The organism is Corynebacterium sp. HMSC30G07 (assembly GCF_001806945.1).
In the GTDB taxonomy this organism is placed as follows: domain Bacteria; phylum Actinomycetota; class Actinomycetes; order Mycobacteriales; family Mycobacteriaceae; genus Corynebacterium; species Corynebacterium riegelii.
The window spans coordinates 149,561-168,889 of the sequence record NZ_KV786449.1 but is presented as its reverse complement, the minus strand read 5'-3'; the positions used below and the strand labels follow the sequence as shown (position 1 = coordinate 168,889).

Here is a 19,329-nt window from a genome sequence, read left to right as displayed (position 1 = left end):
AGGGAACCTGCATATCTTCCCCTGCATATTTGTTGAAACAGGTGCTGCCGAGCCCCAGTGGAAGCCGGGGTTTCGCACATCTGCGGTAAAGTAGCGCATCATGCATAAGTCCCGTTCCTTGCCAGCGCTGTTCATGGTGTTGGGTATCGCGTTGCTTGTTGGGGGACTGGTAGCGCCGAAATTTCTGGTGTGGGATGCGCGCTTGCCGTTGAAACTAAGCTCCGCCACCTGGACGTTGAGCGATCCTGATGGCATGCGTGGTGGGGAGCCGGCGCCGGTGACGCGCCAGCTGCACATGGAGATTCGTGAGCCATCGGATGAAAACACGATGTCGGTGCGCGTGGGGGACACGTTGCGTGCGGGGGACGCGCCGAGTGACTTTGAGAACCTGGTAACGGCCTCGACGTGGTCGTATCAGATGGACCGGCTGACTGGCGAAGCCCTAGGGCCAGCCGACGTGCAGCTGGTGATGGCCATGCCGGAAGTGGCTGTGCCGATTGAGGGGGCGTGGCTGAAGTTCCCGGCAAACGTGGAGCAGCGCGACTATGAGGTCTTTGACCCGACCTTGCGCGGCGCGGTACCTGCCCAGTTCGTGGGCGAGGAAGAGATCGAAGGCCGCACCGTCTACACCTTCCGCCAAGTCATTGAGCCAACGAACTTGGCGCAGCGTTTCGCTGATGATCGCAACCTCGGCTTTGCCGAAGACCAGCGCACCTATCTTTTCCACGCCGCGGAGCGTGAACTGCTGGTAGATCAGGCATCTGGCCTGGTGGTGGGGCTGCGTGAAGCGGTGGATGACTACTATGCGGACGCTGAGGGTAACGGGCTGGAAAACGTCGTAAAGTATGACGCGAAGACGGACCCGGAGCAGGTCAGCGCGCTGCTCAAAGAGCTGGCTCGCTTGTCCGCACCGACGTGGGGTACGCTTGCTTCCCGCGTCGCCATTGGTGCTGGTGGCATCTTGACGCTGGCGGGGCTCGTGTGGATACTCGCGCAGCGCCGTTCGGGTGGTAGGGTGTCCGCGGGTGGGGCATCTCTTTACAAGAGCGGAGATGTGGTATAAGCTCATTCGTTGCGCTGGAAGCCGTCTCCAGTGTGCGCGCAAACCTTGCAGATGCGGTAGATGAAGGCCGATTTGACAAGGTGATTTTGTTGTCTCTGGGGGCGGAACTTCCGAAGCAGACCGAATGCTAACTTAACCAGCGGAAACGTCGCAGATCTGTATGCCAGAGCAGATTTTTGCGGCTTCCGCTAAGGTGCTGGAAGGACCCAACTTGGCAGTCTCAGACCAGACCATGTCAATGGCTGAAATCCCCGGGGCGCCCGAGCGTTACTCGTTCGCCAAAATCAATGAGCCCATTACCGTCCCGGGCCTGCTCGATGTGCAGCTTGAATCTTTTGCGTGGCTTGTGGGCACGTCCGAGTGGCGTGAGCGCGAGCAGCAGCTGCGTGGCGAAACCGCTCGTGTGACGAGTGGCTTGGAGGACATCCTTGAGGAGATCTCTCCGATCCAGGATTACTCGGGCAATATGAGCCTGAGCTTGTCCGAGCCGCGCTTCGAAGATGTGAAGTACACCATCGAGGAAGCTAAAGACAAGGACATCAACTACTCCGCGCCCCTGTACGTCACGGCGGAGTTTATTAACAATGACACGCAGGAGATCAAGTCCCAGACCGTGTTTATCGGCGATTTCCCGCTGATGACGGAGAAGGGCACCTTCATCGTGAACGGCACGGAGCGTGTGGTGGTTTCCCAGCTCGTGCGTTCTCCGGGTGTGTACTTCGACGAGACGATTGATAAGTCCACGGAGCGCCCGCTGCACTCTGTGAAGGTGATTCCGTCGCGCGGTGCGTGGCTGGAATTTGACGTGGACAAGCGCGACACGGTTGGTGTGCGTATTGACCGTAAGCGTCGTCAGCCGGTGACCGTTCTTCTGAAGGCGCTTGGCTGGACCACCGAGCAGATCACGGAGCGCTTCGGCTTCTCCGAGATCATGATGGCCACCCTTGAGTCTGATGGTGTGGCAAACACCGATGAGGCGCTGCTGGAGATTTACCGCAAGCAGCGTCCGGGCGAGCAGCCGACGCGTGACCTTGCGCAGTCCCTGCTGGAGAACTCCTTCTTCAAGGCAAAGCGTTATGACCTTGCTCGCGTGGGCCGCTACAAGGTCAACCGCAAGCTGGGCCTCGGCGGCGATCATGACGGTTTGATGACGCTGACCGAAGAGGACATTGCAACCACCCTCGAGTACCTGGTGCGCCTGCACGCAGGTGAGTCCGAGATGACCTCGCCGTCCGGTGAGATCATCCCGATCAGCACGGATGACATTGACCACTTTGGTAACCGTCGTCTGCGCACGGTGGGCGAGCTGATCCAGAACCAGGTTCGCGTGGGCCTGTCCCGTATGGAGCGTGTTGTGCGTGAGCGCATGACCACGCAGGATGCGGAGTCCATCACCCCGACGTCCCTGATCAACGTGCGTCCGGTATCTGCTGCTATCCGTGAGTTCTTCGGTACCTCGCAGCTGTCCCAGTTCATGGACCAGAACAACTCTCTGTCTGGTCTGACGCACAAGCGTCGTCTCTCCGCGCTCGGCCCGGGTGGTCTGAGCCGTGAGCGTGCCGGCATTGAGGTGCGTGACGTGCACCCGTCTCACTACGGCCGCATGTGCCCGATTGAGACGCCGGAAGGCCCGAACATTGGTCTGATCGGTGCACTGTCTTCGTACGCTCGCGTCAACCCGTTCGGCTTCATTGAGACGCCGTACCAGAAGGTTAACGACGGCAAGCTGACCGACCAGGTTGACTACCTCACCGCTGATGAGGAGGACCGTTACGCCATTGCGCAGGCGGCTACTCCGATGGATAAGGACGGCAACCTGACCGGTGAGCGTATTGAGGTCCGCTTGAAGGACGGCGACATCGGCGTTGTCGGCCCGAAGGGCGTTGACTACCTGGATATCTCCCCGCGTCAGATGGTGTCCGTTGCTACGGCAATGATTCCGTTCCTGGAGCACGACGATGCTAACCGTGCGCTGATGGGTGCGAACATGCAGAAGCAGGCTGTGCCGCTGCTGCGCGCAGAGGCTGCGTACGTGGCAACCGGTATGGAGCAGCGCGCTGCATACGATGCTGGCGATACCGTGATCTCCCCCAAGGCTGGTGTGGTTGAGACCGTGACCGGTGACTACATCACCGTCATGGATGATGAAGGTGGCCGCGACACCTACATGCTGCGCACCTTCGAGCGCACCAACCAGGGCACCTGCTACAACCAGACCCCGATTGTGAGCCAGGGCGACCGCGTTGAGGCTGGCCAGGTCATTGCTGATGGCCCGGGCACCAAGGACGGCGAGATGGCACTTGGCCGCAACCTGCTGGTTGCGTTCATGCCGTGGGAAGGCCACAACTACGAGGACGCCATCATTCTCAACCAGCGTGTGGTTGAGGAGGACATCCTGACCTCCGTGCACATTGAGGAGCACGAGATTGATGCCCGCGACACCAAGCTGGGTGCTGAGGAAATCACCCGCGAGATCCCGAACGTGTCCGAGGACGTGCTGAAGGACCTGGATGAGCGCGGCATTATCCGCATCGGTGCGGACGTGCGTGACGGCGACATCCTGGTGGGTAAGGTCACCCCGAAGGGTGAGACCGAGCTGACCCCGGAGGAGCGCCTGCTGCGCGCCATCTTCGGTGAGAAGGCTCGCGAGGTGCGCGATACCTCTCTGAAGGTGCCGCACGGTGAGCAGGGCAAGGTTATTGCTGTTCGTCGCTTCGCGCGTGAGGACGATGATGATCTGGCTCCGGGTGTCAACGAGATGATCCGCGTCTACGTTGCACAGAAGCGCAAGATCCAGGACGGCGACAAGATGGCTGGCCGCCACGGCAACAAGGGTGTTGTTGGCAAGATCCTGCCGCAGGAAGACATGCCGTTCATGGCGGACGGTACCCCGGTGGACATCATCCTGAACACCCACGGTGTTCCGCGTCGTATGAACATTGGCCAGGTCCTTGAGGTGCACTTGGGTTGGCTGGCTAAGGCCGGCTGGACGGTGAACCCGGATGACCCGAAGAACGCGAAGCTGTTGGAGACGCTGCCGGAGCATCTCTATGACGTGCCGGCGAACTCGCTGACTGCAACCCCGGTGTTTGACGGTGCGACCAACGATGAGATCGCAGGGCTTTTGGCTAACTCCAAGCCGAACCGTGACGGTGACGTCATGGTGGATGAGAACGGCAAGACCATGCTGTTTGACGGCCGTTCCGGTGAGCCGTACAAGTACCCGATTTCCGTTGGCTACATGTACATGCTGAAGCTGCACCACCTGGTGGACGAGAAGATTCACGCTCGTTCCACCGGCCCGTACTCCATGATTACGCAGCAGCCGCTGGGCGGTAAGGCCCAGTTCGGTGGCCAGCGTTTCGGCGAGATGGAGGTGTGGGCAATGCAGGCATACGGCGCTGCCTACACCCTGCAGGAGCTCCTGACCATCAAGTCGGATGACGTTGTTGGCCGCGTGAAGGTCTACGAGGCGATTGTGAAGGGCGACAACATCCCGGATCCGGGCATTCCGGAGTCCTTCAAGGTGTTGCTGAAGGAGCTGCAGTCGCTGTGCCTGAACGTGGAGGTCCTCTCCACGGATGGCACGCCGATGGAGCTTGACGGCGACGATGATGAGTTTGATCAGGCCGGATCCTCGCTGGGTATCAACCTTTCCCGCGATGAGGGTGCGGCAGCTGATACGGCGTAAGGCTAGGGCGGGGCGTCGAGAAGCATGCTGCTTGTCGACGTTGCCGCGAACACTACGAACCTCAACCCCAAACCACTACTGAAAAGGAAGTTTTACGTGTTTGACGTAAACCTCTTCGATGAGCTTCGCATCGGCCTGGCCACCGCCGACGACATCCGTCGTTGGTCCCACGGCGAGGTAAAGAAGCCGGAGACCATTAACTACCGCACCTTGAAGCCGGAGAAGGATGGCCTCTTCTGTGAGCGCATCTTCGGCCCCACCCGTGACTGGGAGTGTGCCTGCGGCAAGTACAAGCGCGTCCGCTACAAGGGCATTATCTGTGAGCGCTGTGGCGTCGAGGTGACCAAGTCCAAGGTTCGCCGCGAGCGCATGGGCCACATTGAGCTGGCTGCGCCGGTGACGCACATCTGGTACTTCAAGGGTGTGCCGTCGCGTCTGGGCTACCTGCTGGACCTGGCTCCGAAGGACCTTGAGCGCATTATTTACTTCGCTGCCAACATCATCACCAGCGTTGATGATGAGGCACGCCACAATGATCTCTCCACCCTTGAGGCAGAGATGATCATGGAGAAGAAGGAAGTCGAGGACGACACCAACTCTGAGATCGCCGAGCGCGCTCAGAAGCTGGAGGAGGACCTGGCTGAACTTGAGGCTGCCGGCGCAACCGCGGCTGCACGCAAGAAGGTGCAGAACGCTGCTGACAAGGAGATGACGCACCTGCGTGAGGCAGGTGAGCGTGAGGTGGAGCGTCTGGACGAGATCTGGACCACCTTCACCAAGCTGGCTCCGAAGCAGATGATTATTGATGAGAACCTGTACGAGGAACTCGTCGACCGCTACGAGGACTACTTCACCGGCGGCATGGGTGCGGAAGCTATCCAGACCCTGATCCGTAACTTCGACCTGGATGCTGAGGCAGAGGAGCTGCGCGGCATCATCGCTGAGGGCAAGGGCCAGAAGAAGGTCCGCGCACTGAAGCGTCTGAAGGTTGTCGCTGCGTTCCAGCGCTCCGGCAATGACCCGGCAGGCATGATCCTGGATGCGATCCCGGTGATCCCGCCAGAGCTGCGCCCGATGGTGCAGCTGGACGGTGGCCGTTTCGCTACCTCCGACCTCAATGACCTGTACCGTCGCGTGATCAACCGCAACAACCGCCTCAAGCGCATGATTGACCTCGGCGCGCCCGAGATCATTGTGAACAATGAGAAGCGCATGCTGCAGGAGTCCGTGGACGCGCTGTTTGACAACGGTCGCCGCGGCCGCCCGGTCACCGGCCCGGGTAACCGTCCGCTGAAGTCCCTGTCTGACCTGCTGAAGGGTAAGCAGGGCCGCTTCCGCCAGAACCTGCTGGGTAAGCGTGTGGACTACTCTGGTCGTTCCGTGATTATTGTTGGTCCGCAGCTGAAGCTGCACGAGTGTGGTCTGCCGAAGCTGATGGCACTTGAGCTGTTCAAGCCGTTCGTGATGAAGCGCCTGGTGGACAATGACTACGCGCAGAACATCAAGAGCGCCAAGCGCATGGTGGAGCGTCAGCGTCCTGAGGTGTGGGACGTGCTGGAAGAGGCCATTGCAGAGCACCCGGTGCTGTTGAACCGTGCACCGACGCTGCACCGCCTTGGTATCCAGGCGTTTGAGCCGAAGCTGGTTGAGGGTAAGGCAATTCAGCTGCACCCGCTGGCTTGTGAGGCGTTCAACGCCGACTTCGACGGTGACCAGATGGCTGTTCACCTGCCGCTTTCCGCTGAGGCACAGGCTGAGGCCCGCATCCTGATGCTGTCCTCCAACAACATCCTGTCCCCGGCGTCCGGCAAGCCGCTGGCTATGCCGCGTCTGGACATGGTGACCGGCCTGTACTTCCTGACCATGCTGAAGGGCGAAAACGAGATCGGCGGCGAGGGCGCATACGCTCCTGCTGATGAGAACGGCCCGGCACGTGGCGTGTACTCCTCCTACCGTGAAGCCATCATGGCTTACGACCTGGGTGTACTTGGCCTGCAGGCACCGATCCAGGTGCGCATTGATCACCTGCGTCCGACGCCGGAGATCGAGGCCGAGCAGTTCCCGGACGGCTGGGAGAAGGGCCAGGCTTGGACCACCCAGACCACCCTGGGCCGCATCATGTTCAACGAGCTGATGCCGTTCAACTTCCCGTACCAGGAAGGCGCCATGGTGCGCAAGGGCGGCGGCTCCGGCAAGGTGCTGCTGGGTGACATCATCCAGTCCATGGTGGAGAAGTACCCCATGATCACCGTTGCCCAGGTGCTGGACAAGATGAAGGACGCTGGCTTCTACTGGGCTACCCGCTCCGGCATCACCATCTCCATGTCTGACGTGCTGGTGCTCCCGAACAAGAACGAAGTCTTGGAGGAGTACGAGCGCGAGGCAGAAGAGATTGAGCGCAAGTTCTGGGAGAAGGGTGCTCTGACCGAGGAGAACCGCTACGACCGCCTGGTCGAGCTGTGGCAGGACGCTACCAACAAGGTGGGTCAGGCCGTGGAGGATCTCTACCCGGATGACAACCCGATTCCGATGATTGTGAAGTCCGGTGCTGCCGGTAACATGCGCCAGATCTGGACCCTGGCCGGCATGAAGGGCATGGTTGTGAACTCGCGTGGTGAGTACATCACGCGTCCGATCAAGACCTCCTTCCGCGAAGGCCTGACCGTGATGGAGTACTTCAACAACTCCCACGGTTCCCGTAAGGGCCTGGCCGATACGGCTCTGCGTACTGCAGACTCCGGCTACCTCACCCGTCGTCTGGTGGATGTGGCGCAGGACGTCATCGTCCGCGAGGACGACTGTGGCACCCACCAGGGCGTCAAGGTACCTGTTGCCGTTGTCCTCGCAGGCTCGGACAACGAGAAGAAGTACGCCCGTCATGACCTGGTCGAGACCTCTGTCGCCGGCCGTGTCCTGGCAGCTGACGCGAAGGACGCCGAGGGCAACGTCGTGCTCGAGGCTGGCGCTGAGCTTTCTGAGGAGCGTATCGACGCACTCGTGGCTGCCGGCATCGTGGACGTCAAGGTCCGCTCCGTGCTTACCTGCCAGACCCCGACCGGTGTCTGCGCGAAGTGCTACGGCAAGTCCATGGCTACCGGCCAGCTGGTTGATATCGGCGAGGCCGTCGGCATCGTCGCTGCACAGTCCATTGGTGAGCCGGGTACCCAGCTGACAATGCGTACCTTCCACCAGGGTGGTGTCGGTGGCGACATTACCGGTGGTTTGCCGCGTGTTCAGGAGCTGTTCGAGGCACGTGTGCCAAAGAACTGCGCACCGATCGCATCCGTGGCTGGCACGATCACCCTTGAGGACGAGGGCAACTTCTGGACCCTGACCATCCACCCGGATGACGGCTCGGATGTTGTGGTCTACGAGAAGCTGTCGAAGCGTCAGGGCCTGGCCCAGGTGCGCCGCCCGATGGAGTCCAACCCGGACGCCTACATCGAGCGTTCCCTGCGCGAGGGCGACCACGTTGAGGTGGGCGACCGCCTGCTCCGTGGTGCTGCTGACCCGCACGACGTGCTTGAGGTTCTCGGCCGTCGTGGTGTGGAGAAGCACCTGATCGATGAGGTCCAGGCTGTGTACCGCACCCAGGGTGTGTCCATTCACGACAAGCACATCGAGATCATCATCCGCCAGATGCTGCGCCGCGGCACCGTCATCGACTCGGGTACCACCGAGTTCCTGCCGGGCACGCTGGTGGATCTGGCGGAGGCTCGCCAGGTCAACGCCGCTGCTGTCACCGACGGTGGCCAGCCGGCGGAGATGCGTTCCGAGATCATGGGTATCACCAAGGCCTCCCTGGCTACGGAGTCCTGGCTGTCCGCAGCCTCCTTCCAGGAGACCACCCGTGTGCTCACGGACGCCGCGATTAACAAGCGCTCCGACAAGCTGATCGGCCTGAAGGAGAACGTGATCATCGGTAAGCTGATCCCGGCCGGTACGGGCATTTCCCGCTACCGCAACATCCAGGTCAAGCCGACCGAGGCGGCACGCTCCGCGGCCTACTCGATCCCGAGCTTCGGCGACTCCATCTACGGCGACGAAGGCTACGGCGAGTTCACCGGCGCCTCCGTCCCGCTGGATGAGTACGGCTTCGATCAGATCTAGTTCTCTGGCATGTAGCTAGGTCCGCTTCCCAAAAGCCCGGCGCCTTCCCGTTTGTGGAAGGTGCCGGGCTTTTGGTTTTTCACTGCGACGGCCGGGGCCCGGTTTTTCTACAGCTTGACGTGTGCCAGCACGCGACCGGTTGGCTCAGCGGCGCCTGCGGAAACTTCTTCGGTTACCAGCACCGACGTTGCGTCGCCAGGCAGCGGCATCCACACGTCGGTGTGGGGATCCTGCCCAATGACACCTGCGGACATTGTGGCGCCATCCGACATCACAGCCCAGACCTGGGCGCCCATCCCGGGCTCAAGATCCGGCTGGCCATTTACCATGGCGCCGCCCTTGTTCATATCGTTGCTGACAACAATATCCAGGATGGCGCCACCTGCTTCGGCTTTGCCTTGGCGAACGTCAGCGGCACTCATCACCGCGTGCATCTCTTCAATACCGGGTGCGGCGACCACACTCGTCGAGTCCGGAGCATCGGAACCATTGAACTGGTTTATGACCACACCAGCACCGGCGAAAACCAGAATCGTGGCTGCTGCCGCGGCGAACCACTTTCGTGCCGGTGTGCGTGAGCGGCGCATTTCCTGCAGATCACGCTCTGCATTCAAATCGACGATCTCGGCCGAAGCTGCGGTTTGCGCTGCCTCTTGCTCTCCACGTTGCGGGGTCTCCGCGATACGACGCAAGATGTCGGATTTCAGGGAGGGGGGCGGTGCGATGGGGGTCGCGGCGGCGTCGAAAAGCGGAGCAAAGCTCTGCACATCATCATCGCCCTGCTGGGGCTTAAAAGCGTCGTTCATCACAGCCCTCCATTTGCTGAGACTGCTTCGCGTAACTTCCGAAGACCGTCACGGACCCGTGTTTTCGCAGTGCCAAGCGGCACTCCGGTGATCTCCGCGATCTCCTGGTGAGTGAGATCGCCATAATAAGCCAGCATGAGCGCGCTTCGGTGCGGCTCCCCAATAGAGTCTACGAGCCTGCGCAGCGACTCGGAGTCCATGTGCTCCTGCGCTTCATCCTCCGCCGCCACCCACGTGGTGAGCTGCCGGTAGAAGTCAGCCTGGTCACGTGCCTGCGAGCTGCGCCAACTGCGCAACCGGTCAATCGCACGAAGCTTAGTCAAGCGAAGAACCCAAGATTTTGCCCCGCCCCGGCTGGCATCAAATTGCTGCGCATTCTGCCAGACCTCTACAAAAACCTCTTGGGTGACCTCTTCGGCCTGCGCAGAATCCCGAAGGATGTGAACAGCCAGACCGAATGCTTGGGAAGCCATGGCGTCATATAACTGCCCGAACGCTGCCTGGTCGCCTTCAGCAACGCGCGTAAGCAGATGGTCTAAATCCACGGCTTCCAAACTTAGCACTCGGTCACCTGCCCAGTGTTGGTTACTGCTTCTTTTCCTCGGTGCTCATCATGGACTCGGAAGACATCATGGAGTCTTCCTTCATGGAGTCCTTTTCCGGGGACATGGACTCGGAGGACATCATGGAGTCCTTTTCCATGGAGTCCTTTTCCGGCTTCATCATTTCGGAGGACATTTGCTCCGTCGGCGTCATCTTCGTGTCTTCCTTCATGCTGTCTGCGTCGTTGCAGGCAGCCAAGCCCGTTGCGGCCAGCACTGCGCAGAGGGCGGTGGCGCCGAAGCGTGCACGGCGGGTGGTGGCGTGAGTGGAAGTGGACATTGGTTGCTCCTTCGTTGTGGTGCTGATCAAAACATCCTGACTACCGGTTTGGTGGCCAGCTATGAGTAACTACGGAACCAACCAAGCAATCGGATTGGATTGAGCAGAAAAAAATTTTTTGCAACTTTTTCCAATCTCTTTGGGGCCCATGCTTCGTAGAGCTTGACATAGTGACCGCTTGAAAAAGAAGGGTGAAAGACGATGTTGGGCGTTGTAATTGTCGGGTTTGTCGGAGGGGTGCTCACGGGCTTATCGCCCTGCATTTTGCCGGTGTTGCCAGTGGTGCTCAGTGTGAGTGTGGGGAGGAAGCCAACTCGGGTAGTTGCAGGACTGACGCTGAGCTTTGCTGCTATTGCGTTGCTGGGCTCACTTGTTCTTGGCCTGTTGCATCTGCCGCAATCGCTGCTTCGCTGGGGCGGTATTGTGCTGCTGGCGTTGGTGGGCATCGGCATGTTCGTGCCGCAGGTGGGGGAGTTGCTGCAGAAGCCGTTTGATGCCCTTCCACGCCCAACGGTCTTGCAGGAGAAGGCGCGAGGGAAGGGCGGCTTTCTCATTGGTATGGCGCTGGGGGCTGTCTATGCGCCGTGTGCGGGCCCGGTGCTTGCTGCGGTGACGGTAGCTGGCAGTACGGGGGAGATCGGCTGGTCAACGGTGGCGCTGACACTGTCCTTTGCAGCGGGTTCGGCGTTGCCGCTGCTTGCGTTCGCGTTTGCGGGCAACCGCATTGGTCAGAAAGTTGATCTTGTGCAGCGCCACCGCAGCTTGGTGGGTGCGGTGATTCTCGTGTTCACGCTGGCTCTCGCGTTGAATGCTCCTGCGGCGCTGCAGCGCTCTCTTCCGGATTGGACTGCGGGAGTGAAAGAGAAGTTTGAAACCTCTCAGCTGGCCAATGATGCTCTAGGTCAGGTGAGCCAGACTGCGGGTTCGTTTGATGAATGCAGGCGCGCTGATCCTGGACAGCTGCAGGATTGCGGTCCTGCGCCGGAGTTTGCGGGGTTGGAAAACTGGATCAACACGGCGTCGCCGGATGCTGGGCCGACTCCGCATGACGGGAAGGTGACATTGGTGGATTTCTGGGCGTACGCCTGTATCAACTGCCAGCGTGCGGGCGAGCACATCACTGCACTGTATGACACGTACCGTGACTCCGGCCTTGAGGTCGTTGGCGTGCACTCGCCCGAGTACGGCTTTGAGCACGACTTGGACAATGTGAAACGGGCCGTGGAGCAGGAGGGCATCCACTACCCGGTTGCGCAGGACAATGATTTCCTGACCTGGCGCAATTACGGCAACCGCTACTGGCCGGCGCGCTACCTCATTGACACGGAGGGCAATGTCCGCCAGATCGTGGAAGGGGAGGGCTCCTACGCTGAAACGGAGCAGCTTATTCGGGCTTTGCTTGCCGACGCCACCAACGCCCCCCTCCCCAACCCCATCGAGCAGTCTTCCGTGACTACGGGGGTGGACGGTCGAAACCCGGAGACCTACCTGGGTACGAAACGTGCGAGCTACACCGCCAACGCGGATTACACGCCTGGCCAGCACGATTTCGGAACGCAGTCTGATCCGCAGCGAGGCCAGTTCGTGCTTAACGGCAGATGGGAACTCGGCCCAGAATCCATCGCCGCGGAAGGTGGGCACCTTGCCATCAACGTCTATGCCGCGTGGGTGCAGCTGGTGGTCTCCGGGCAGGGCAATGTCAAGGTGGAATACCCAGATGGGGCAACAAAGACCTTTGAGGTCACCGATGGCACGATTGACCTGCTGAAACAGTCCGAACCGCTCTCTGGTGTGGTACGGATTACCCCGGATGCGGGCGTGCGTCTGTACTCGCTGACATTTGGATAAGCATGTAGATAAGTCGGGCGCGCCGCCGCAAGCCGTGCTTGAATTCTTGGTGTGCACGGATTTGTCAGGTCTGTAGCCAGCGACATCTTTACGCGCACCAATGTGACCATTCTGGCGCTAGTGGTGTTTGTTGGCCTCCTTGGGTTACGTGGCGGCTTTGAGAAGGCCGACCCCGAGGGGTTCATCCATGCCAGCGCGCCGGTCGGGATCAACGCCTTGGCGCAGCCGGTGGAGGTGGAGGTCGCGCCGTTTGATATCCAGATCCGCAAGACCTACGTCTTGGACGGCTCGCGGGTGGTGGAGATGAGCCTGACCAACACGCAATCGCGCCCGGTGACCCGTCTGCTTTCGGCATTCGACCTGGAAGTCTCCGGGCTGCCGGAGGAACAGCAGCCGCGGTTTTTGGTCTCGGCGGCGCGCTTTTCGCCCGGCGGGGAGCCGCTTGAGCTGCCCGTCTATGACGTGATTAACCCCAACCCGGGTGTGCCCTTGGACATTGCGGTGGTGTTCACCCCAGCCGATGAAGGGCCGCAGGGGCAGCAGCTTATCGACGCCGCCGATACCCTCACCATCTGGACCCTCGAATACAAGCGCTCCTTCTTGGACAACCAGATGATGTGGCTGCCAACGCAGCGCATGGCGGAGGTGAGTCTGCGGTGATGGATGCAATGGGGCGTCGAGTATGGACCGTTGCCGCGGTCCTAGCCCTGCTTAGCCTTGGGGTGTTTCTCCGCGGGCAGCTGCCGAACCCGGTGGACCGGGTCTTTGCACCCTTCGACTACACAAGCAGCGCGCCGGAGATCGGCACAGTGGAGGACACCCGCGCGTACGTCACGCCGGTGTTTAACGGGATGGGCACGAACGCTTCGTGGGTGGTGGTGGATTTCAGGGTGACCCCGGAGGCGTCGATAGGCTTCGTGCGAGGGAGCATCACGGCTGCCGACGGCACGGAGTTCACCCAGTCCAACAGCTGGAGCAACAGCTGCCCCGTGTTGTACCCGGGCAGGACTGTGGACTGCACGTTTGTCTTTGAGATGCCGCAGGACAAGATTGATAACGCCACGCTGAGAGTCCTAGCGTCCTGGGACCATATGGCGCCACGGGTCGCAATCAAGCTAGAAAAGCCCCTGGTTGAGGGGGAGATTGTCCGTGAGGGGGTGACGGTGTGAGGAAGGCCTGGTGGGTGGCGGCGCCGGTGGCTGTGGCGCTGATGGTTGGCGCGTCGATGCAGCCGTACTTCAGCATCGTGCGGCCGTGGACGTGGAGCGACGAAGAGCTGGTTTCGGCTGGCGGCGAGGGGAGCTTCGCGTTTCCGATCGCGGATGTTGAAGGCGCGATGTATCAGGCGCAGGTGAGCGTGCTGGAGTTCCAGGAGCTGAACCCGAAACAACAGGACGTTTTGGAGGTGCACGCGCCGGAGGGTTTTAGTCCGTGGCTGGTGCTCACGGAGTGGTCAGCGCCGCAGGAGTCGGTGCTGGCGGGGTGCCGGATGTGGGTGACGGCCTCGGACGGGCGCGAGTACCAGCTGGTCGATAGAGCTTTTGTGGAGCCAGTGATGCAGCAGGATCTGAGTACTGCGAACGGTTGCACCCTGCCGGGTCAGGGCGGCCCGCTGGTAGGGGACGGGGAGATTGTTGAGGGCTTCGGCGACCCCCGCCCTGACACCTGGCGCAAACTCACCCCCATCGCCATGCCGGACGGCGTGCAGCCGCTCAAATTGCACGTTGGTTGGGAGGAACCGCACTACGTGACGTTGGTGCTGCCAGAGCCCGAACCCTTCGGGGAGTTTGCCGACGGCAAGTAGGTGCTGCGCAGGAAGTGATCCAGCGCCGCGGCGACGAGACACACCACCACCATCAGGTACGTCATGCGCGCGAACACCAGGATGAGCGTGGCAGCCTGCTCACTCTGCAACGACTGCTGCGGCCCGGCAACGAGACGGCCAAGCTCGACTACGCCCAGCTCAACGCTTGTGGCCAGCATGAACACCAGGCAGAAGATCACCATGGGCACAAGTCCAGCGCGGGCGAGGGTGCGCAGCCCCTTCCACGTGGTTTTCAGCGGGCCGGCGACGGGCTTTAGGGCATCATCCATCACCGTTTTCGCCTCACTGCGCGCGGCTTGTTTCATGCGTTGGCGCAGGCGGGGGTTGGAGGCCTTGGCGTCGGTGTCTGTGTTTGTGGCTTCGGGTTTAGTGCTTTCGGCCGCCTGCTTCGCTACCAGTGAGGTGCCAAAGACCACAGCACCCAGCGTCAACCAGGCGATCGGCACGGTAATGAGCTGGCTAAACGCGGGCAGTTTCGCCGCGAGCCATGCCCAGGACTCCGCAAGAAACCCGGCGGAGTCCTCGATGTTTTCCGAAAGCTCCACGTAGGAGCGGTACGTCGGCGCAATGCTTCTGCGCGTTAGCGCCCAGTCCTGCACAGCTGAGAGCTGGTTTGTTAGAAACACCGACACCGTGGTCATCCATAGCACCTCAAGGTACGCGGAGAAGTACGTCAGGCCGAGGCCTTTCTCCGCAAGCGCGAAATAGCCGATGATTTTGCGCAGGATGATCGTGCCCAGAATCAACGCGATGAGCCCTGCCGTGCTGTCTACGAAGGCGCGGCTGAAGTCGGCGTTGAAGCCTTGGTTCATGTATTCGTCGATGGTCGTGGCGCGTCGGAAATCCCGCAGGTCCTCCTTCAGCATTCCGTGCGTGGCGTACACCGTGAGGAAGGACACCAGCAGCCCGCCTACCGACAGGAGCCTTGCGCGCGATTGCGTCTCCGCCCTCTCCGGGAACGTCTCCGCCAAAAAGGGCAACGATGGCCGCAGCACCCACAGGCACAAGATCAGCGACATCATCACTGAAAGCGGCGCAAGCGGCATGATTAGCGACGCCCCGAAGCTGCTGTAGTTGGACAACCACACCGCCAGCCAGATCACCGCCTGCCTGCCAGCCAGGCCGGCACAGATGAGCGCGATCAGTTGGGGGAGATGGCGCACAAGCAGGCGCAACGCACTGACAGGGATGGTTGCAGAAGCTGCGATCATGTCACGCGTGGAGCGAAGCGCTAACCCAGTGCGGCCGGTCATGCCAGCAGTCTAAAACGGAATCGACGGGTGTGCGGGGCTTCAGTATCATTGGGATACTGGCTCAACAGGACAGACTTCCCCGCGTTAGCAGGGATGAGCCCAATCACGTGAGGGCCTTGTGTTCTGCCCAGTTGTGTCCCCGCGTTAGCAGGGATGAGCCCGTGTTCCCCGCGTGAGCGGGGCTTTCACGTAGGCGTCGATAAGCGAAATTTGCTCCCAAAACTATTCCTGTAGTACCTTGATTGAGGTTTCGCCCGCATTCTCGCGCGGTGCGAAAGTTTCGAACTCCATGCGACATCCGTTGCATGCGTTGGTTCATGCAGACGGAAGGGCCCCGCGAAAGAGCCCCCATTTTTGCATGTATGGGCGCGTGTGCCGGGTCGTGAAGACAGAAAGAGCGTGAATGCCTACTATTCAGCAGCTGGTCCGCAAGGGCCGCAAGGATAAGAAGTCCGAGGTTGCTACGGCCGCCCTGAAGGGCTCCCCGCAGCGCCGCGGCGTGTGCACCCGCGTGTACACCACCACTCCGAAGAAGCCGAACTCTGCACTGCGTAAGGTTGCACGTGTGCGCCTGACCTCCGGTATTGAGGTTTCCGCATACATCCCGGGTGAGGGCCACAACCTGCAGGAGCACTCCATGGTGCTCGTGCGCGGCGGTCGTGTGAAGGACCTGCCGGGTGTGCGCTACAAGATCATCCGTGGCGCTCTGGATACCCAGGGTGTGAAGGACCGCAAGCAGGCTCGCTCCCGTTACGGCGCGAAGAAGGGACAGTAAAGAACAATGCGTAAGCAAAAAGCACCTGTACGTCCCGTAGTTAAGGATCCGGTATACAACTCCGAGCTGGTGACCCAGCTGGTGAACAAGATCCTGAAGGACGGCAAGAAGTCCACCGCAGAGCGCATCGTTTACGGCGCGCTTGAGATCTGCCGCGAGAAGACCGGTACTGACCCGGTTGGCACCCTGGAGAAGGCACTGGGCAACATCCGCCCGGACCTTGAGGTTCGTTCCCGCCGTGTCGGTGGCGCTACCTACCAGGTTCCGGTCAAGGTTGAGCCGGGCCGTTCCAACACGCTTGCTCTGCGTTGGATGGTGACCTTCACCCGTCAGCGTCGTGAGAACTCCATGATTGAGCGCCTCGCTAACGAGATCCTGGATGCGTCCAACGGCTTGGGTGCATCTGTGAAGCGTCGTGAGGACACTCACAAGATGGCAGAGGCAAACCGCGCCTTCGCCCACTACCGCTGGTAATAGGTTCGCGCCCTATGAGCTCACGTTTCGGCCCGTGGATAAGTTGCCCGCACGCGTATGCGTCGGTGTCTTGCTCCCGGGCCGTTTGCGTAGCGACGGGTGCGTAACCCACCTCCACGCGCAATTAGTGGAATAATCGACCAAGGACAATATCCGCCAAAGACGCTATCTCGGCTCCCTAGCGTGCGCCGGGGCGGTGTCGACAACTCATAAGTTGGGGTAAAAACGTGGCACAAGAAGTGCTTAAAGACCTGAACAAGGTCCGCAACATCGGCATCATGGCTCACATCGATGCTGGTAAGACCACCACGACCGAGCGCATCCTGTTTTACACGGGTATCAACCGCAAGGTTGGCGAGACCCATGACGGTGGCGCAACCACCGACTGGATGGAGCAGGAGAAAGAGCGCGGCATCACCATTACGTCTGCTGCCGTGACGTGCTTCTGGAACAACAACCAGATCAACATCATTGACACCCCGGGTCACGTGGACTTCACCGTTGAGGTGGAGCGCTCCCTGCGTGTCTTGGACGGCGCTGTTGCTGTCTTCGACGGCAAGGAAGGCGTTGAGCCGCAGTCCGAACAGGTTTGGCGTCAGGCTGCGAAGTACAACGTGCCGCGTATCTGCTTCGTGAACAAGATGGACAAGCTGGGTGCAGACTTCTTCTACACCGTTGGCACCATCGTTGACCGCCTCGGCGCTAAGCCCTTGGTTATGCAGATCCCGATCGGCGCTGAGGATGACTTTGACGGCGTTGTTGACCTCATCCAGATGAAGGCATACCTGTGGCCGGGCAAGGTTGAGACCGGCACCCCGCCGCAGATCGTCGACATCCCGGCTGAGCTGCAGGACAAGGCTGAGGAGTACCGCGAGAAGCTGCTCGAGACCGTTGCTGAGTCCGATGAGGAGCTCATGGAGAAGTACTTCGGCGGCGAGGAGCTCACCGTCGAGGAGATCAAGGGTGCCATCCGCAAGCTGACCGTGAACTCCGAGATCTACCCGGTGTTCTGTGGTACCGCATACCGCAACAAGGGCATCGAGCCGGTCCTGGACGCTGTTGTTGACTACCTGCCGAGCCCGCTGGATATCGGCGAGGTCCGCGGCACCTCCGTGGACGGCTCCGAGGATCTCGTTCGTAAGCCGTCCGTGGATGAGCCGTTCTCCGCACTGGCATTCAAGATTGCTGTGCACCCGTTCTTCGGCAAGCTCACCTACGTGCGCGTCTACTCCGGCCAGGCAATCCCGGGCGAGCAGATGCTCAACTCCACGAAGTCCAAGAAGGAGCGCGTGGGCAAGCTCTTCCAGATGCACGCAAATAAGGAGAACCCGGTCGAGCACGCTGACGCCGGCAACATCTACGCGTTCATCGGTCTGAAGGAAACCACCACGGGTGACACCCTGTGCAACCCGGATCACCCGATCATCCTGGAGTCCATGGACTTCCCGGATCCGGTTATCCAGGTGGCTATTGAGCCGAAGACCAAGGCTGACCAGGAGAAGCTGGGCACCGCTATTCAGAAGCTGGCGGAAGAGGACCCGACCTTCACCGTCAAGCTGGACGAAGAGACCGGCCAGACCATCATCGGCGGCATGGGCGAGCTGCACCTCGACGTGCTGGTTGACCGCATGAAGCGCGAGTTCAAGGTTGAGGCAAACATCGGTTCCCCGCAGGTTGCTTACCGCGAGACCATTCGCAAGAAGGTGGAGTCCCTGGACTACACCCACAAGAAGCAGACCGGTGGTTCCGGCCAGTTTGCAAAGGTCATTGTCACCATCGAGCCGTACAACCCGGACCCGGAGACGCTGGAGGAGGGCGAGAGCGCAACCTACAAGTTCGAGAACGCCGTCACCGGTGGCCGCGTGCCCAAGGAGTACATCCCGTCCGTGGACGCTGGTATCCAGGATGCGATGCAGTACGGCTACCTCGCTGGCTTCCCGCTGGTGAACATCAAGGCCACCCTTGAGGACGGCGCCTACCACGACGTTGACTCCTCTGAAATGGCCTTCAAGCTCGCTGGTTCCCAGGTTCTGAAGGAAGCAGTTGCGAAGGCTAAGCCGGTTCTGCTTGAGCCGGTCATGGCTGTTGAGGTTGTGACCCCGGAGGAGTACATGGGCACCGTGAACGGTGACATCAGCTCCCGCCGTGGCCAGGTCTACGCAATGGAGGACCGCTCCGGTGCGAAGGTTGTTCGCGCTAAGGTGCCGCTGTCCGAGATGTTCGGCTACATTGGTGACCTGCGTTCCTCCACCGCAGGCCGCGCGAACTTCACCATGGTGTTTGACTCCTACGCTGAGGTTCCGCAGAGCGTTGCTCAGGAGATCATCGAGCAGCGCACCGGCAAGTAAATTGCCCTAACGCTTTGCGCCTTCTGCTTATCGACGGCTACGCCAGAGCCGTCGATAGTAAAAAGCTCGGCGCGAAGCGCACCCTAGCGGGTGCGGCCTACTGAAGTTCCAGCCCAAAATCCCAGCAAGATGGGGTGGTGCTTGAGTTGGCCGTTACTCACTAGGTGGATCCGCGGTTTGCACGGATCGGCCGGTTTGAAAAACGGTCATTCAGAATCTAGGATCATGTAACTGGCACATTGTGAAATGGTCGA

The 19,329-nt window shown here is 60.6% G+C and carries 14 protein-coding genes; 10 read left to right on the top strand and 4 right to left on the bottom strand.

Going from position 1 to position 19,329, the window contains the following annotated elements; genetic code table 11:
• Positions 1-100: 100 nt before the first annotated feature.
• From HMPREF3104_RS02230 to HMPREF3104_RS02220, 3 genes are all read left to right on the top strand, one after another.
• Entirely contained in the window at positions 101-1,063 is a 963-nt protein-coding gene (locus HMPREF3104_RS02230; RefSeq protein WP_070493855.1) for a cell envelope lipid trafficking protein PgfA, read from the top strand.
• Between the two features lie 193 nt (positions 1,064-1,256).
• Positions 1,257-4,754, top strand: a complete 3,498-nt coding sequence (locus HMPREF3104_RS02225; RefSeq protein ID WP_052206461.1) for a DNA-directed RNA polymerase subunit beta — start codon at positions 1,257-1,259, stop codon at positions 4,752-4,754.
• A 96-nt stretch (positions 4,755-4,850) separates the two neighbouring features.
• Entirely contained in the window at positions 4,851-8,864 is a 4,014-nt protein-coding gene (locus HMPREF3104_RS02220; RefSeq protein ID WP_052206460.1) for a DNA-directed RNA polymerase subunit beta', read from the top strand.
• 107 nt (positions 8,865-8,971) lie between these two features.
• On the opposite strand, the gene HMPREF3104_RS02215 is transcribed toward HMPREF3104_RS02220, so the two are convergent.
• Genes HMPREF3104_RS02215 through HMPREF3104_RS02205 form a run of 3 tightly spaced genes read right to left on the bottom strand, consistent with a single transcriptional unit; the run spans position 8,972 to position 10,552 of the window.
• Positions 8,972-9,670, bottom strand: coding sequence for an anti-sigma factor (locus HMPREF3104_RS02215; RefSeq protein WP_083278864.1), 699 nt, complete (start codon positions 9,668-9,670; stop codon positions 8,972-8,974).
• Entirely contained in the window at positions 9,670-10,215 is a 546-nt protein-coding gene (locus tag HMPREF3104_RS02210; RefSeq protein WP_070493908.1) for a sigma-70 family RNA polymerase sigma factor, read from the bottom strand. Before HMPREF3104_RS02210 ends, HMPREF3104_RS02215 begins: the two co-directional genes overlap by 1 nt.
• Positions 10,216-10,255: 40 nt before the next feature.
• A complete protein-coding gene (locus HMPREF3104_RS02205; RefSeq protein WP_246816324.1) occupies positions 10,256-10,552 on the bottom strand; it encodes a hypothetical protein in 297 nt (98 codons plus the stop codon).
• 201 nt (positions 10,553-10,753) lie between these two features.
• Here HMPREF3104_RS02205 and HMPREF3104_RS02200 point away from each other — a divergent pair, with 201 nt between their 5' ends.
• Genes HMPREF3104_RS02200 through HMPREF3104_RS02185 form a run of 4 tightly spaced genes read left to right on the top strand, consistent with a single transcriptional unit; the run spans position 10,754 to position 14,204 of the window.
• Positions 10,754-12,400: a cytochrome c biogenesis protein CcdA gene (locus tag HMPREF3104_RS02200; RefSeq protein WP_070493853.1), complete on the top strand. Its 1,647-nt coding sequence runs from the start codon at positions 10,754-10,756 to the stop codon at positions 12,398-12,400.
• A 51-nt stretch (positions 12,401-12,451) separates the two neighbouring features.
• A complete protein-coding gene (locus tag HMPREF3104_RS02195) occupies positions 12,452-13,060 on the top strand; it encodes a hypothetical protein (protein WP_070493850.1) in 609 nt (202 codons plus the stop codon).
• A complete protein-coding gene (locus HMPREF3104_RS02190; protein WP_141738092.1) occupies positions 13,018-13,569 on the top strand; it encodes a hypothetical protein in 552 nt (183 codons plus the stop codon). Before HMPREF3104_RS02195 ends, HMPREF3104_RS02190 begins: the two co-directional genes overlap by 43 nt.
• Complete coding sequence (locus tag HMPREF3104_RS02185; protein ID WP_141738091.1) at positions 13,566-14,204, top strand: hypothetical protein; 639 nt, start codon at positions 13,566-13,568, stop codon at positions 14,202-14,204. Before HMPREF3104_RS02190 ends, HMPREF3104_RS02185 begins: the two co-directional genes overlap by 4 nt.
• Here the strand turns inward: HMPREF3104_RS02185 and HMPREF3104_RS02180 are convergent.
• Entirely contained in the window at positions 14,144-15,478 is a 1,335-nt protein-coding gene (locus HMPREF3104_RS02180) for a hypothetical protein (RefSeq protein ID WP_070493842.1), read from the bottom strand. The two genes, HMPREF3104_RS02185 and HMPREF3104_RS02180, sit on opposite strands and share 61 nt — an antisense overlap.
• A 403-nt stretch (positions 15,479-15,881) precedes the next feature.
• Here HMPREF3104_RS02180 and rpsL point away from each other — a divergent pair, with 403 nt between their 5' ends.
• From rpsL to fusA, 3 genes are all read left to right on the top strand, one after another.
• Positions 15,882-16,253, top strand: a complete 372-nt coding sequence (gene rpsL / locus HMPREF3104_RS02175; protein ID WP_052205411.1) for a 30S ribosomal protein S12 — start codon at positions 15,882-15,884, stop codon at positions 16,251-16,253.
• Between the two features lie 6 nt (positions 16,254-16,259).
• A complete protein-coding gene (gene rpsG, locus HMPREF3104_RS02170; protein ID WP_052205410.1) occupies positions 16,260-16,727 on the top strand; it encodes a 30S ribosomal protein S7 in 468 nt (155 codons plus the stop codon).
• Between the two features lie 227 nt (positions 16,728-16,954).
• Positions 16,955-19,075, top strand: a complete 2,121-nt coding sequence (gene fusA, locus HMPREF3104_RS02165; protein WP_070493839.1) for an elongation factor G — start codon at positions 16,955-16,957, stop codon at positions 19,073-19,075.
• Positions 19,076-19,329: the final 254 nt, after the last annotated feature.